Below are 15,199 nucleotides of genomic sequence, written 5' to 3' on the forward strand. Positions count from 1 at the left end.
GACGCTTTCCGTCCATCACCTGGATGCGGGGAGGTACGTGACCGTCGGCGCCCCGGTCGCGGGGTGCACGGCGACCTCCGCCGTCACGCCGTACACCTCGGCGAGGAGGTCGCTGGTCAGGACCTCCTCGGGGGTGCCGGAGGTGATCAGCTCGCCGTCCCGCAGGACGTGCAGGCGGTCGCAGTAGTACGCCGCGAGATTGAGGTCGTGCAGGGCGAGGAGATTGGTGGTGCCGAGGCCGCCGACCAGGGAGAGGATCTCCAGCTGGTAGCGGATGTCGAGGTGGTTGGTCGGCTCGTCGAGGACGAGGACCGTGGGCTGCTGCACCAACGCCCGTGCCACCAGCGCGCGTTGGCGTTCGCCGCCGGAGAGCGCGGTGAAGGAGCGGTCGGCGAGGCCCTCGGCGCCGACGCGCGTCAGGGCGGCCGCCACCAGCTCCTCGTCCCGCGCGGTGTCGCCCTCCCAGAAGCGTTTGTGCGGGGAGCGGCCCATGGCGACGACCTGCCGCACGGTGAGGTCGAAGCCGGCCTGCCCGTCCTGCGGCACGGTGGCGACGCGCCGCGAGCGGGCCTTGGCGCCGAGCGCCGTCAGGTCGTCCCCGTCGAGGAGGACGCGGCCCTCGGTCGGGGTGAGCGCGCCGTAGACGCAGCGCAGCAGGGTCGTCTTGCCGCTGCCGTTGGGCCCGACGATGCCGACCGTCTCGCCGTCGGCGACGGTCAGTGAGACGCCGTCGAGCAGGCGGGCGCCGCCGGGGGTGGTGTAGCCGAGGTCCTCGGTGCACAGCTTCACGCGGGCGCCCCTTCGTGCGTACGGCTCCTGTGCAGCAGCCACAGGAAGAACGGGCCGCCGGTCAGCGCCGTGAGGACGCCGACGGGGATGTCCTGCGGCGCGGCGACCGTGCGCGCGGCGAGGTCGGCGGCGACCAGGAAGACCGCGCCCATCAGCGCCACCACCGGGAGCAGCGCGCGGTGTGCGGCGCCGACCAGCATGCGGGCGGCGTGCGGCACCATCAGGCCGACGAAGCCGATGGCGCCGCTGTACGCGACGAGGACGCCGGTCAGGAGCGAGGCGAGGACGAAGACGGCGGCGCGGAAGCGGGCGGTGTCCAGGCCGAGGACGGTGGCGCCCTCCTCGCCGACGAGCAGCAGGTCCAGCGGGCGGGCGAGCGCCACCAGGAGCGCGGTGCCCACGGCGAGGACGGCGCAGGGCAGGGCGAGCATGTCCCAGCGGGCGCTGCCGAGGCCGCCGAGCGTCCAGTACAGGACTTCCTTGAGGTGGTCGGCGCTGTCGGCGGTGACGAGGATGAGGCTGGTGAGGGCGGTGAGGATGTACGAGACGGCGACCCCGGCGAGGATCAGGCGCCCGGTGGCGAAGCCTCCGCCGCCGCCTCTGGCCAGGGCGTAGACCAGCACCAGGGAGATCAGCGCGCCGACGAAGGACGCGGCGGGGATCGTGACGGTGGTGCTGAGGGCGGTGCCCAGGCCGAAGATCCCGCCGAGCACGATCGCGCTGACGGCGCCCACGGAGGCGCCCGAGGAGACGCCGAGGAGGAACGGGTCGGCGAGGGGGTTGCGGACCAGGGCCTGGAGGACGGTGCCGATGACGGCAAGGCCGGCGCCGACGGCCGCGCCGAGCAGGACCCTGGGGAGGCGGACGTCCAGCACGATGGTGCGGAACGGGGAGGGTTCCGCCCGGCCGGTGAGGATCTCCAGGACCTGGCCGGGCGGGATGCGGACGGAGCCCAGGGCGAGGCCGGCGACAGTCGCTGCCGCGAGGGCCGCGGTGAGTGCCGTCAGGATCAAGAGGCGGCGCCCCTTCGACCCCCGTCTATCGCCCTTCGGGCTCGTCCTCAAACGCCGGACAGGCTCAGCAAGGGAGGTCACAGCTGGCCCGCCAGCTTCCTCACCGCCTCCGGTGCCCGTACCCCGGTGACCACGTCCGACAGCCGCAGCACCGCGAAGCGCTCGTTCTTGACGGCGGGGACGTCCGCGAGGGCCGGGTCGTCGAGGAGGCGCTTCTTCTTCTGGGCGACGGTCGTGGCGCCGTAGTCGAGGATGAGGATGACCTCGGGGCGGCGCTCGACGACCTTCTCCCAGGACGCGTCGCTGAAGGACTTGTCGACGTCGGCGAAGACGTTGCGGCCGCCCGCGCGCTCGATGATGTCGTTGCCGATGCCGCGGCCGCCCGCCGTGAACGCGGTCTTGTCGCCGCTGTCGTAGACGAAGACGGAGACCGGTTTGTCGCTCTTCGACTTCTCGGCGGTGGCGGCCAGTTCGCGCTTGGCCCCGCTCACCCACTTCTCGGCGCGCTCGCGCACCCCGAAGGTGGCGCCGACCTCCCGCACCTCGCGGTACACGTCGTCCATGGTGATCGCCCGCTTCGCGCAGCCCTCGACGTTGAGGCGGCTCTTGATCCCGGACTTGGCGAGGGCCGAGCGGCTGCGGCCGTCGCCCGCGAGGAAGGCGCTGGCGTAGCCGCCGTAGACGAAGTCGGGATTGGCGGCGAGCAGCTTCTCGTAGGAGGGGTACTCCTTGGCGAGCACGGGGACGGACTTGTACGCCTTCTCGTACTTCGGCAGGACCTTGTCGTCGAGGTAGGCGGTGCCGGCCAGGCGGTCCTTGAGGCCGAGTTCCAGCATCACTTCGGTGACGTGCTGGTTCATGGTGACGGCGCGCTTCGGCGGCGCCTCGTACGTGGTCTTCACGCCGCAGTTGGTGACGGTGTACGGGAAGCCCGGGGCCTTGGCGGCGGGCTTGGCGTCACCGGAGCCGGACGAGCCGCAGGCGGCGAGCGGGGCGAGCAGGGCCGCGGCGGTGAGCACGCGTAGGGCGCGGGACATGGCTGAACTGCCTCCTCCAGGGGATTTCCGCGTCCCCTGCGTTGTGTGGAGCAAAGGCGGCAGGTCAGTTCCTGACTCCCCCGCCCCGGAGTGGGGGTGGGGTCACAGTGGCGGGACCGTGCCGGGCTCGCACCGGCTTCCTGGGTCCTGCCGCCTCATGGGTAAAGCTCAGTATGCCTGTACGACCTTTACGTCTTCCTCGGTGACCTCGCCGTCCACGATCCGGAACGAGCGGAACTGGAAGGGGCCCGCGTCGTCGGTGTCCGCGGTGGAGACCAGGACGTAGTGGGCGCCGGGTTCGTTGGCGTACGTGATGTCGGTGCGGGAGGGGTAGGCCTCGGTCGCGGTGTGCGAGTGGTAGATGACCACCGGCTCCTCGTCGCGGTCGTCCATCTCGCGGTAGAGCTTGAGCAGGTCGCCCGAGTCGAACTCGTAGAACGTGGGCGAGCGCGCGGCGTTCAGCATCGGGATGAACCGCTCGGGGCGGCCGGTGCCCGCCGGGCCCGCGACCACGCCGCACGCCTCGTCGGGGTGGTCCTGGCGCGCGTGCGCGACGATCTGGTCGTGGAGGGCCTGGGTGATGGTCAGCATGGCGCCAGGATAAGCAGAGGGCCCGCGCCGTACCGAAGTGTGGTACGGGCGGGCCCGAATGCTGGACAGCGGCCTCTGCGGAGAGGTCAGTCCTTGGTGACGGAGACGCTGTCCGCGCCGATCTTGCGCTTGTTGAACGCGGCGGCCTGCGGGTTGCGGCTCTTGAGGACCAGGTAGGTGACCCCGAGGATCGCGGCCCAGACCGGGGCGGCGTACAGCGAGATCCGCGCGTCCTTGTCGACACCCATCATCACGATGACCATGCCGATGAACAGCAGGGCGAACCAGCTGGTGTACGGGGCGCCCGGGGCCCGGAAGGTGGACTGCGGCAGCTCGCCGCGGTCGGCCTTGCGGCGGTAGCGGATCTGGCAGGCCAGGATCATGATCCAGGCCCACATGCCGGAGATGGTGGCGAAGGAGACGACGTAGTTGAACGCCTCGCCCGGCCACTGGTAGTTGATCCAGACGCCGACCAGCATGAACGCGGCGGAGAACGTGGTGCCCAACAGCGGTAGGCCGTTCTTCGTGAGCTTGGTGAAGAGCTTCGGGCCCTGGCCGTTGAGCGCCAGGTCGCGCAGCATGCGGCCGGTGGAGTACATGCCGGAGTTGCAGGAGGAGAGCGCGGCGGTGAGGACCACGAAGTTCACGATCGCGGCACCGACGCCCAGACCCATCTTCTCGAAGGCGGCGACGAACGGCGAGACACCGGGCTGGAAGTGCGTCCACGGCACGACCGACAGGATCATGATCAGCGCGCCGACGTAGAAGACGGCGATGCGCCACGGCACGGTGTTGATGGCCTTGGGCAGAACGGTCTTCGGGTCCTTGGACTCGCCCGCGGTGACGCCGACCAGCTCGACGGCGAGGAAGGCGAACATCACGATCTGGAGCGTCATCAGCGTGGAGCTGATGCCGTTCGGGAAGAAACCGCCCTGGTTCCACAGGTGGGCCACGGTCGCGGTGTCCCCGGCGTCGGAGAAGCCGATGGTGAGGATGCCGACGCAGATCAGGATCATGCCGATGATGGCGGTGACCTTGACCATCGAGAACCAGAACTCCAGCTCACCGAAGAGCTTCACGGAGATGAGGTTCGCGCCGTACAGGATGACCGTGAAGACAAGGGCGTATGCCCATTGTGGGAACGAGTCGTGTGTCCAGTACTGCATGTACTGGGCGGCCGCTGTGACTTCGGTGATGCCGGTGACGACCCAGAAGAGCCAGTACGTCCAGCCGGTCACGAATCCGAAGAACGGGCCCATGAACTCGCGTGCGTACTCCGAGAAGGAGCCCGACACGGCGCGGTACATGAGCAGCTCGCCGAGTGCCCGCATGATGAAGAAGATGACGAGGCCCGCGATGGCGTACGCCAGGATGAGGCTGGGGCCGGCCTTGTGGATGGCCTTGCCCGCGCCGAGGAACAGGCCGGTGCCGATGGCACCGCCGATCGCGATCATCTGGATCTGCCGGGCTCCCAGACCGCGCTGGTAGCCCTCGCCCTCGCCGGACGGGCCGCCCGCGGCCTGCACGGCACCATTGCCGTCGTGCCCGTCGTGCTGCTCTTCGACCTGCACTGAGGTCATGGTGACGCCTTTCTCCATGCTGATCCGCGCCCGCGTCTCGCGTTGATGGCTGCGGATCAGGTCCTGATCCCCCCGGATGTATATGGAGTGCTACCGGCGGTCTGCCGGCCCGAGCGCCCTCGGTGACATGGGTGGCGTCACCGAGCGGTCGTGAAGATTTATCACGGCGGCAACAGTGAGGGAATCAGCCACCTGTGACGCACACCACAGGAAGAAGCGGACAAAGGTCTCTTCGTGCCGCAAACTCGGGCAATGAAGTGACGGGATCGTTATCCGGATTTGAGCGTCCGCTGAGCGAAGCACCGGCCACGTGAACGGAAGGTGTCCAGTACAGCAAATTTCGCTGCCCTATGCACCGGATTTCGGTCCGGCTCAGTCCAGCAACGTCCCGACCAGCGTCTCCTGCAGTCCGCCCAGCCAGAGGTAGGCCATCACCATCGGCTTGCGGGGGTCGGAGTCGGGGAGCCGGTAGAGCAGATCGGCGTCCTTCTCGTCGGTGACCTCCAGGCGGGTGCCGATCGCGAGCCGGAGGTCGTTGAGGGCGCCGAGCCAGTGCCGCGACTCCTCCACCGACAGTTTCAGGACAGCTCCGCCCTCGCCGGAGGACGCCATCGCGTCGAGCGAACGGATCACGACCAGCGCGTCGTCCCGCTTCTTGGCCCTCAGGTCATTCTCCGTGAAGCGGCGGAACTCGGCCGAATACGCCCGCAGTTCCTCGTCGCGTCCGACGTCCCCGGTCTCGCTGCCGGGCCCGCCGTACGCGTCCGGCAGCAGGCGCTGCATCACCGGGTCGGCGGGCGGCTCGCTCGGGCCCTCGGCGAACAGCTCCGCGAGGGGGTCGTCGGAGGGCTCGCCGCCCGGGCCCGGACCGATCAGCTCCAGGAGCTGCACGGCGAGGGAACGGATGATCGAGATCTCGACCTCGTCGAGCGTGACGGCGGCGCCGCCCCCGGGGATCGCTTCGAATTGTCCTGGCATCAGATGCGTCGCTGCTTCCGGTCCGCCGCTACTTGCGGTCCTGCTGGAGGGTGGCCCACAGCCCGTATCCGTGCATGGCCTGTACGTCGCGCTCCATCTCCTCGCGGCTGCCGGTGGAGACGACCGCGCGGCCCTTCTGGTGCACGTCCATCATGAGCTTGGTGGCCTTCTCCTTGGAGTAGCCGAAGTACGACTGGAAGACGTACGTCACGTAGCTCATGAGGTTGACCGGGTCGTTGTGCACGAGCGTGATCCAGGGGACGTCCGGCTCGGGGACGACGAACGCCTCCTCGTCCGAGGCCGGGCGGGTGATCTCTGCGGGAGCCGTACTCACCTGTCCCATGCTGCCACTCCCAGGGGGCAGGCGCACAAACGGGCCCGGAAATCGTCAGAGTGACGAGATGCGGGTAGCATCCTTCGCATGAACACAGCGGACCTTGGCCTGCCGGTGGACGTTCCCTCGACGGCCCTCTTCACGGACCAGTACGAGCTGACGATGCTCCAGGCGGCGCTGAAAGCCGGTACGGGCGAGCGCCGTTCGGTCTTCGAGGTCTTCACCCGCAGACTGCCCGAGGGGCGGCGCTACGGCGTCGTGGCCGGCACCGGCCGGGTCCTGGACGCCGTCGAGAACTTCCGCTTCGACGCCGGCGTCCTCGGCTTCCTGCGCGAGCGCGGCATCGTCGACGAGCCCACCTTGGAGTGGCTGTCCCGCTACCGCTTCAGCGGCGACATCTGGGGCTATCCGGAGGGCGAGGTCTACTTCCCGGGCTCGCCGATCCTGCGGGTCGAGGGGTCCTTCGCGGAGTGCGTGCTCCTGGAGACGGTGATCCTCTCCATCCTCAACCACGACTCGGCGATCGCGGCCGCCGCCTCCCGGATGTCCTCGGCCGCCGGGGACCGTCCGCTGATCGAGATGGGCGCCCGCCGCACCCACGAGCTGGCCGCCGTCGCCGCGTCCCGCGCCGCGTACGTCGGCGGCTTCGCCACCACCTCCGACCTGGCCGCCGGCTTCCGCTACGGCATCCCGACCGTCGGCACCAGCGCCCACGCCTTCACCCTGCTGCACGACAGCGAGCGCGACGCCTTCCGCGCGCAGGTCGACTCGCTGGGCCGCGGCACCACCCTGCTCGTGGACACCTACGACGTGACCGAGGCCGTCCGCATGGCCGTCGAGATCGCCGGGCCGGAGCTTGGCGCCGTGCGCATCGACTCCGGTGACCTGCTGCTCGTCGCCCACCGGGTGCGCCAGCAGCTGGACGAGCTGGGCGCGACGGAGACGAAGATCGTCGTCACCTCCGACCTCGACGAGTACGCCATCGCCTCGCTCCGGGCGGCGCCCGTGGACGCGTACGGCGTGGGCACGCAGCTCGTCACGGGGTCCGGGCACCCCACGGCCTCCATGGTCTACAAGCTGGTGGCCCGCGCCCACTCGGCCGACCCCAAGGCCCCGCTGGAGCCGGTGGCGAAGAAGTCGCTCGGCGCCAAGAGCTCCGTGGGCGGCCGCAAGTGGGCCGCGCGGCGGACCGATGAGCACGGCGTCGCCGAGGCCGAGGTCATCGGCACCGGGGCCGTGCCCGCCGAGCTGGCGGACGCCCAGCTCCTGGTCGAGCTGGTCAAGGGCGGCCAGGTCATCGCCCGTGAGCCGCTGGACGCGGTCCGCGACCGGCACGCCGCCGCCCGCGCCCGCCTGCCCCTGTCGGCGACGCAGCTGTCGCGCGGCGAGGCGGTCATCCCCACGGAATATCTCTGACGGACCCGGGCAGGTGCCCCTTCCCGCAACGCACGTGAAGTCTCTAGGCTCGTAGTCACCCCACCAAAGGACACCGCCCATGCGCCGCGCACTGATCGTCGTAGACGTGCAGAACGACTTCTGCGAGGGCGGCAGCCTCGCGGTGGCCGGTGGCGCGGACGTGGCCGCCGCCATCACCGAGCTGATCGGCCAGGCCCCGGCCTGCTACCGCCACGTGGTGGCCACCCGGGATCACCACATCGATCCCGGCGCCCACTTCTCGGACCACCCGGACTACGTGGACTCCTGGCCGCCGCACTGCGTCGCGGGCACGGAGGGCGTGGGCTTCCACCCGAACTTCGCCCCCGCCGTCGCGTCCGGCGGCATCGACGCGGTCTTCGACAAGGGCGCCCACTCGGCCGCCTACAGCGGCTTCGAGGGCGTCGACGAGAACGGCGTCTCCCTGGCTCAGTGGCTGCGGGAGCGCGAGATCACGGAGGTGGACGTGGTCGGGATCGCCACGGACCACTGCGTGCGCGCCACCGCGCTGGACGCGGCGCGGGAGGGGTTCCGCACGACCGTGCTGCTGGACCTGACCGCGGGGGTCGGCGGGGAGACGACCGAGCGGGCGCTGACCGAGCTGCGCGCGGCCGGGGTCGAGCTGACGGGCAAGCCCGTCGTCTGAACGACCGGGGCGCCGCTCAGCGCCGCAGCGCCCTGATCGGGTGCCACAGCTCCTGCAGGGAGTTGGGTGCCGTGCGCCATATCAGCCCGTCCGGGTGGTGCAGCACGGCCGTGACCTCGTCGGGGGTGGGCGGTTCCGCGTTGCCTCGCAGGTACACCGCCCGCAGGCCGAGGTTCCGCAGGCGGGTCAGCGCCCTCGCGCGGTTCGCGGAGTGCACGATCATCCTGACCGCGCCGCCCGATTCCACCGGGCTGGGCAGGGTCAGCGCCACCACCACGCTGCCGTTCGGCAGCTTGCAGAAACCTCCTGCGGACATGGTCGGTCACACCCCCGTCAATAAGAAGTACACAGCACGCACCTAAACACGATCGGCCGCCGCCCGCTAGAGGGCGACGGCCGATCATGGCTTGACCTGGGGAAACGCTGATTACTTCGTCGAGCGACCCACCTGGACCGTGATCGTCGAGCCGTCCTTCGGCTGCTTGATGATCTTGATCTGGGTGTTGGTGTCAGTGACCTTGACGCTGCCCGTGGGGTTCGAGGCGTACCAGTAGGTGCCCTTGCGGTCGTCGAAGACCGGGACGCCCTTCTGGGACTTGATCTTCAGCGCGACGTCCGCGTTGTGGAGCGTGAACGCGTCCGTGGCGTACTTGCTGAAGGGCGCGTCGAACGGCTGGATCTTGTTGCGCAGGAGCGAGCCGTCCTTCCACTTCAGCGGCTTGGCGTGCGCGTCCACCGGCAGGATCAGGCCCTGGCCGGGGTGCTGGCTGGTGTTGTTGTCCTTCTGGGAGGTGTCCCACTGCCAGATCATCAGGCCGGTCTGGTACGGGTAGTGCTCCACCCAGGCGGGGCGGGTCCCCGAGAAGCCGAAGTTGTACGGGCCGACCTTCAGGGTCTTGTCGTACGAGACGTACTGGCGGTTCTCGGCCAGGTAGTACTGGTCGTACTTCTTGGTGAAGGACTCGGCGATGCGGGAGAAGCCCTTCGACGTCCAGCCGTTGTCGTCGCCCTCGGCGCCGTCCTCGAAGAGCTTGGCGCCGTCCCCGGTGATCGTCAGGGCGTCGGCCGCGAAGCCCTTGCCGCCCGCGCCGCCGTCCGTGGCGTAGCGGAAGCGGAGGTCGATCTTCTTGCCGGCGTAGGCGTCGAGCGGGAAGACCAGCTTCTTGTACGCGCCCGAGACACCGGTCAGCGCGGGCTTGTCACCGGCGTCGCGGGTGATCGGCTTGCCGTCCGCGGTGCCGTCGACCGGCGTGTAGTTGGCGCCGCCGTCCGTGGAGACCTCGGTGTAGAGGTAGTCGTAGTTGGCCTCGATGTCCCACCAGCCCTGGAGGGACAGTTCGGCCTTGGTCTTGCCGGTCAGGTCGACGGAGCGCGTGAGGGTGTTCTTCAGGTCGTCGCCCTGGTCGCTCCACCACTGCTTCGCGCCCTCGGCGGGCTTCACGATCTTGGTGGTGACGGCCTTCTTCGGCAGGTCGACCAGGAGCGCCTGACGGTGGCGGGTGTTGTACTCCGCGACGCCCAGCTTGTGCTCGGAGGTGGTGGCCGCCTTCGCCTTGGCGTAGTCGAGCCAGCCCAGCTGGAACTTGTCCCAGGCGGTCATGTCGCCCGGCAGGTCACCGATGGAGTCCTTGCCGGTGCCGAGCCAGGAACCGGCGGACATCAGCGACCAGAAGCCGACCGAGTTCTCGCCCTTGCCCGTGGTGTCGTACAGGTCCGGCAGGCCGAGGTCGTGGCCGTACTCGTGGGCGAAGACACCGAGGCCGCCGTTCTCCGGCTGCATCGTGTAGTCGCCGACCCAGATGCCCGAGTCGCCGATCTGGGTGCCGCCGGCCTTGTTGTGGCCGGGGCCGGTCCTGCCCGCGTCGTTGCCGTACGCGTACCAGCGGTGGGCCCACAGGGCGTTCTCGCCCTCGGCGCCGCCGCCGGCCGACTCGTCCTCGCCCGCGTGGACGATCTGGAAGTGGTCGATGTAGCCGTCGGGCTCGTTGAAGTCGCCGTCGTTGTCGAAGTCGTAGCGGTCCCAGAGGTCGTACTTGGCCAGGTCCGCCTTGATCTGCGCGTCGGTGCGGCCCTGGGCCTTCTGGGCCTTGGTCCAGGCGGTCACGCCGTCCTTGACCGCGTCCCAGACGTTGGCGCAGTTGGTGTCGCCGCAGTAGTTAGAGCCGTAACGCGCCTCGTTGTAGTCGACCTTGACCCAGTCGGAGACCGCGCCGTCGACCGAGTAGCGGCCGGAGGAGGTCTTCTCGTAGTAGGTCTTCAGCGAGTGCTTGGTCTTGCCCTTGCTGTCCTTGCCCTCTCCGAAGTACAGGTCCTCGAAGTGCTTGCGGTTGTAATCCGCCTGCCAGGCCGTGCTGTTGTCCTTCGCCCTGTTGGGCTTGGCTATCTTGTTGTGCAGCGGGCCGGGCTTGCCGCCGTACTTCTTGACCGGCTGCTGCGGGCCCTCGGGGCCGTCCGGGTCGTACATGGTCGTGTCGTCGACCTTGTCCCCGAACTCCACCAGGATCGTGAAGATCTTGTCGGTCTTCTCGCGGCCCAGCTCGACGTACTTCTTGTCGTCGAGCTTGACGACCTTGGAGGCACCGCGCTTCTGCACCTTGGCGTCGCCCGCGACGACCTGCTGGAGGGCCGCCTTGCGCTGCTGCGCCTGCTGCTTGCTGAACGGCCCGTCGAGGTCGTGGTCGACGTGCGCCTTGGGGCGCGACGGGTCCTGCCGGTCGACGGCGGGCGCCGCGGCCGGGGCGCCGTCCCCGGGTGCGGCTGTCGCCGTCGTCGCCGAGTACGTCGCGGCGGCCGCGGCCACCGCGACGGCCACCGCCGTGGCTCTGAACGTGCGTGTTCTGGCTGTCACTTGATGAATGTCCTCCCCACGCGCCCGCGCGAATGGCGGACCGAGATCCCGGTCGGAGGAGGTCCGCGCGCGATGTACGCGTCACAAGTGACGACATTCGACCGGAAGTGCGAGAGAAAAGACAGTCCTTGACTTGCACAGGCCAAGTGCACTATGCGACCTCCGCATCCGGTATCCGGACAGGAGGGTGCTTCTCCACGGGGCCGGCCGATGGGCGCGCCGCGCCGTCCACTTGATGGACGCCATGAACCCGTGCGCCCCCTGTGCTGCGGCACCGTGGGTTAGGTCACGCTTACCGGCCGTTCTCGTCGGGCATGCAGCGTCGTAGAGTCAATCGACGGTGTGGCGCCGTACGCGGCGGCACATCCCAAGTCGCCGCCGTCGGGCACCCTTTGATTCGTATACCGCCAGCTCACTGCCGAGGACGGATCACGTCATGCCTCGTCCCATGCCACGTCCGACCACCGCACAGATCGCCTACGGTTCGGTGACCGTCGTCTTCTCCGCCCTCGCCATGCTGCTGCTCTCCCGCACCGCCTCGGGAGCCGGCGTCGCGGTGATAGCCGTGGCCGCGCTCGGCCTCGGCTTACTGGTCGCGCTGACGGTGCCCGCGCCCGCGCCGGAGGAGACGCCCGCCGCTCCCCCGGCCCCGGAGCGGGTCCCCGCGCAGCGCGCCGTGCTCGCCGACTCCGTACGCGAACCGGCGGGCCCCTGAAGCAGGAGCCCGCCGGTCGTGGTGCCACCGCACCGGGTCGTTCGCGCTAGACGCTGACCACCACCGTCTTGGCGGCCTTGTCGTGCAGGCCCTGTCGGTAGGGCTTGTCGAAGAAGCTCCAGCCGCCGCAGATCGCCGTCCAGATGCAGGCGCAGCAGAAGGCGAAGGGCAGCCAGAGCACGGCCGCGCGGGTCAGCGCGGTCTGCATGGTGGGCGTGGCGCCGTCCTCCAGGTTGGCGACGCGCAGGCCCAGCAGCTTCTTGCCGAGCGTCTGCCCCGTCTTGGAGATCATGACGGTGTCGTACGCGATGTAGAGCACGGCGGCCAGCAGCGACTGGCCGAACGACCGGCCCGTGTTCACCTTGTCCGGGTCCACGTCGTACTCGGACGTGTTGAAGAGCCAGGACAGCAGCCATACGACGATGCCCACCAGGACCATGTCGATGATGCGGGCGAGGACGCGCTTGCCGCTGTCGGCCAGCGGGGGCATGCCGGCCAGCGGGTCCTGCCCGCCGTAGCCGCCCGGGCCGCCGCCGTAGGGGTCACCGCCGCCCCCGTAGGGGCCGCCCCCGCCGTAGGGGTTGCCGCTGCCCCCGCCGTAGGGATCGCCCTCCGAGGGCGGGGGCGGGACTCCGTAGGGCGTGCCGCCGCCGGAACCCGGGGGTGTGTTCCCGTAGGGGGCGCCGCCGCCCGGGGGCGGGGTGTCGTAGGGGGAGCCACCGCCGGACCCGGGGGGAGGTCCGCCAGGTGGCTGCTTCCTGAACGGGTCGTCGTCCGGCGGCGGGTCCTGCGGCGGTTCGGTGCTCATGGCCCGAGTCGACCGCGCCGGCCCCCGCGCCGCATCCGGCGAGCGGCCGACCGGGTTACCCGACGGCGTGCGTACCCCTCACCCCACGGCGTACGTACGTGCGCTCATCGCGCGGCTCACCCGGCGACGAAGGTGTTGGCCGCCTTGTCGTGCCAGCACTGCCGCCACGGCTTGTCGAAGAGGCACCACAGCACTCCGACGACGCCGACCACCAGCAGGCCGGGCACGCTGTAGACGAGCCAGCGCCGCAGGGCCGCCGCGAACGTCGGCGGCTCGTGCTCCTCGATGTCCCGCACCTCGATGCCGCACACCTTCTTGCCCAGGGTGCGGCCCCACTTGGCGGTGGGCAGCGCCTCGTACACGACGCCGAAGAGCAGGAGGACGGCGAGGATGATGCCGAGGTAACCGGCGGTGGTGCCGTCGAGCAGCCAGACCGTGGTCTTCTCGCCCGACAGCTTCGCCGCGTCGATCTTGCTGTCCACGTGGTCGGCGGCCTCGGCGCCGAGCGGCAGGGCCGCGGCCCCGGTGACCGCCGCGAGGGCGACGCTGTCGATGAGCCGCGCCGCGAGGCGCCTGCCGAGTCCCGCGGGCCGGGCCGACGCCTGGGCACGGGCGGCGGCAAGGAAGGGGTCCTCGGTCACCGGCTTCCACGGCACGACCGGCGGCCCGTCGCCCTGCTGCGGGGCCTGGCCGGCGCCCGCGAGCTGGTGCACCTGCTGGGCCCAGGACTGCGAGCCCCCGCCGGGCCCCGCGGTGACGGGCGTCGACGGCGCCGGCGCACCGCCCTGCTGCGGCACGGTGGGCTGCGGGGCGGGCTGCGGCTGGGGGGTGGGCTGGGGCGCCGGGGCGGGGGCGGGAGCCTGGGCCTGCTGCGGTACGGCGGGCTGCGCGGGGGCGGCGGCTTGTGCGGGGGCGGCCTGCTGCGGGGTGGCGGCCTGGGCGTCCCGCTGCTCGGACGCGGGGCGCAGGGCGCGGATCGCCATGGTGCCGTCGGTCCGGGGCGCGGGGGTGGGCGCGGCTGAGGGGGTGGGCGCGGCCGCCGCGTCGGCGGGCTTCACCGGCCCCGTCGGGCGGCGGAACGTCACTGTTCCCTCACCGGCGGCCGGCTTCGAGGCGGCACCCGGCTTCGGCGCGCCCGGCCTGACCGCGCGGATCATGACCGTGCCCGGGTTGCTCTCGTCCGCGGGCGGCTCGGGCGCGGCCTCCGGCCCGGCGTCCGGGGTCTCGGCGCGCGGCGCGGCCTCGCTCGGCACGCGCGGGTCGGCCTGGCCCGGGGCGCCCCACGAGATGCGGCGCTCCTGTTCGCTGCCGAGGCCCGACTGCCGGGTGGCGTCGGCCTGCCAGGCGGTGGCGGGCTCGGGGCGGGCGCCGTGCTGGTCCTGGCCGCCCGCCACCGGGTCCTCGTCGAAGAAGTGCGGCCCGGTCTCCTCCACGGCGGGCGGCGGTGTCGGGGCGGTACCCGCAGCGGGGCCCGTGCCGGGCGGTGCCGGGAGGGGTTCGCCGTCGGACGGCGCGGGACGGCTCGTACCGGGCACCCAGGCGGCGCCGTTCCAGTACCGGACATATCCGGGAATGGACGGGTCGGGGTAATAGCCTTCGCGGGGCCTGTCGTCGCCTGGGGCCGGAGTTGGGGCGCTCATGTCCGTCGTCCCGTATCTGCTCGGGGGTCTTTTGAGGGGTCCACATCTATCAGACCTCCGTGGGCCACCGGGCGGGTCCGTCCCTTCGGACCACGATCCGGGCACGGTCCCCACACATCCCCCGCGAGCCCCACGTCCCCCGCCCGCGCCGCTCCGCGAAGCCGTCCGGGAAAATTCCGCCGAACCCGCGTAATGCTCCGGCGGCCACGCGCTCTCCACTCGTACGGGTCCGCTCCCAGGGCCCCTTCGAGAAGGGAAACGCACCGACATGCACTCCGTGGTGGAACGCGAGCTGGAAATCAAGCTGGTCCTCTCCCCGGAACGGGCCGTCCCCGTCCCGGCCCGACTCACCTACCGCACCGACGACCCCTACGCCGTCCACATCGCCTTCCACATCGGCTCCGAGCACCCCGTGCACTGGACGTTCGCCCGGGAGCTGCTGGTGGAGGGGGTGTTCCGGCCGTGCGGTCACGGGGACGTGCGGGTCTGGCCGACGAAGGTGGACGGCCGCAGCGTCGTCCTGATGGCGCTCACCTCACCGGACGGCGACGCTCTCCTGGAGGCGCCGTCGACGGCCGTCTCCGCCTGGCTGGAGCGCACCTTGCGGGTGATCCCGCCGGGCTCCGAGGGCGAGCGGCTCGGCATCGACGACGGCCTCGCCGAGCTGCTCGCACCCACCTCGGGCCGGGGCCGCGTGGACGAGTTGTGGCTGCGGGACCCGTGGCCCTCGGACGAGTCGGGGGACGGCGAGTGACCGGTGGGCGCGGTCCGAGAGCGTGGTCGCGC

At 70.8% G+C, this 15,199-nt stretch carries 15 protein-coding genes and 1 riboswitch; of the genes, 4 read left to right on the forward strand and 11 right to left on the reverse strand.

The window, feature by feature from the left end:
• Positions 1–15: 15 nt before the first annotated feature.
• The 7 genes from J2N69_RS13290 to clpS form a co-directional block, all read right to left on the reverse strand.
• Complete coding sequence (locus J2N69_RS13290) at positions 16–789, reverse strand: ABC transporter ATP-binding protein (RefSeq protein WP_230900937.1); 774 nt, start codon at positions 787–789, stop codon at positions 16–18.
• Positions 786–1,802 (reverse strand): FecCD family ABC transporter permease, encoded by a 1,017-nt coding sequence (locus J2N69_RS13295; protein ID WP_230900938.1) that lies wholly within the window; start codon positions 1,800–1,802, stop codon positions 786–788. The genes J2N69_RS13290 and J2N69_RS13295 overlap by 4 nt, the downstream gene beginning before the upstream one ends.
• Positions 1,803–1,879: 77 nt before the next feature.
• Positions 1,880–2,839 (reverse strand): ABC transporter substrate-binding protein, encoded by a 960-nt coding sequence (locus J2N69_RS13300; RefSeq protein ID WP_230900939.1) that lies wholly within the window; start codon positions 2,837–2,839, stop codon positions 1,880–1,882.
• Between the two features lie 45 nt (positions 2,840–2,884).
• Positions 2,885–3,005: riboswitch (cobalamin riboswitch) on the reverse strand.
• Between the two features lie 2 nt (positions 3,006–3,007).
• Entirely contained in the window at positions 3,008–3,430 is a 423-nt protein-coding gene (locus J2N69_RS13305; RefSeq protein ID WP_230900940.1) for a M67 family metallopeptidase, read from the reverse strand.
• 86 nt (positions 3,431–3,516) lie between these two features.
• On the reverse strand, positions 3,517–5,010 hold the full coding sequence (locus J2N69_RS13310) for an amino acid permease (RefSeq protein ID WP_230900941.1): 1,494 nt from the start codon (positions 5,008–5,010) through the stop codon (positions 3,517–3,519).
• 372 nt (positions 5,011–5,382) lie between these two features.
• Positions 5,383–5,988, reverse strand: coding sequence for a DUF2017 domain-containing protein (locus J2N69_RS13315; protein ID WP_230900942.1), 606 nt, complete (start codon positions 5,986–5,988; stop codon positions 5,383–5,385).
• Between the two features lie 28 nt (positions 5,989–6,016).
• Positions 6,017–6,331, reverse strand: coding sequence for an ATP-dependent Clp protease adapter ClpS (gene clpS, locus J2N69_RS13320; protein ID WP_230900943.1), 315 nt, complete (start codon positions 6,329–6,331; stop codon positions 6,017–6,019).
• Between the two features lie 78 nt (positions 6,332–6,409).
• Here clpS and J2N69_RS13325 point away from each other — a divergent pair, with 78 nt between their 5' ends.
• On the forward strand, positions 6,410–7,738 hold the full coding sequence (locus J2N69_RS13325; protein ID WP_230900944.1) for a nicotinate phosphoribosyltransferase: 1,329 nt from the start codon (positions 6,410–6,412) through the stop codon (positions 7,736–7,738).
• Positions 7,739–7,817: 79 nt separating this feature from the next.
• A complete protein-coding gene (locus J2N69_RS13330; RefSeq protein ID WP_127912397.1) occupies positions 7,818–8,402 on the forward strand; it encodes an isochorismatase family protein in 585 nt (194 codons plus the stop codon).
• 16 nt (positions 8,403–8,418) lie between these two features.
• Here the strand turns inward: J2N69_RS13330 and J2N69_RS13335 are convergent, their stop codons facing one another.
• Together J2N69_RS13335 and J2N69_RS13340 are read right to left on the reverse strand one after the other, a co-directional pair.
• Positions 8,419–8,718: a hypothetical protein gene (locus J2N69_RS13335; protein ID WP_127912396.1), complete on the reverse strand. Its 300-nt coding sequence runs from the start codon at positions 8,716–8,718 to the stop codon at positions 8,419–8,421.
• A 111-nt stretch (positions 8,719–8,829) separates the two neighbouring features.
• Positions 8,830–11,250 (reverse strand): immune inhibitor A domain-containing protein, encoded by a 2,421-nt coding sequence (locus J2N69_RS13340; RefSeq protein WP_230900945.1) that lies wholly within the window; start codon positions 11,248–11,250, stop codon positions 8,830–8,832.
• Positions 11,251–11,698: 448 nt separating this feature from the next.
• On the opposite strand from J2N69_RS13340, the gene J2N69_RS13345 reads away from it, so the two are divergent.
• On the forward strand, positions 11,699–11,965 hold the full coding sequence (locus J2N69_RS13345) for a hypothetical protein (protein WP_230900946.1): 267 nt from the start codon (positions 11,699–11,701) through the stop codon (positions 11,963–11,965).
• A 46-nt stretch (positions 11,966–12,011) separates the two neighbouring features.
• Here the strand turns inward: J2N69_RS13345 and J2N69_RS13350 are convergent, their stop codons facing one another.
• Complete coding sequence (locus tag J2N69_RS13350) at positions 12,012–12,773, reverse strand: RDD family protein (RefSeq protein ID WP_230900947.1); 762 nt, start codon at positions 12,771–12,773, stop codon at positions 12,012–12,014.
• A 116-nt stretch (positions 12,774–12,889) separates the two neighbouring features.
• Entirely contained in the window at positions 12,890–14,413 is a 1,524-nt protein-coding gene (locus tag J2N69_RS13355) for an RDD family protein (protein WP_230900948.1), read from the reverse strand.
• Positions 14,414–14,681: 268 nt separating this feature from the next.
• On the opposite strand from J2N69_RS13355, the gene J2N69_RS13360 reads away from it, so the two are divergent.
• Positions 14,682–15,167 (forward strand): SsgA family sporulation/cell division regulator, encoded by a 486-nt coding sequence (locus J2N69_RS13360; protein WP_230900949.1) that lies wholly within the window; start codon positions 14,682–14,684, stop codon positions 15,165–15,167.
• The last annotated feature ends 32 nt before the right edge of the window (positions 15,168–15,199 follow it).

It is taken from the genome of Streptomyces huasconensis (assembly GCF_021028635.1).
Taxonomy (GTDB): Bacteria; Actinomycetota; Actinomycetes; order Streptomycetales; family Streptomycetaceae; genus Streptomyces; species Streptomyces huasconensis.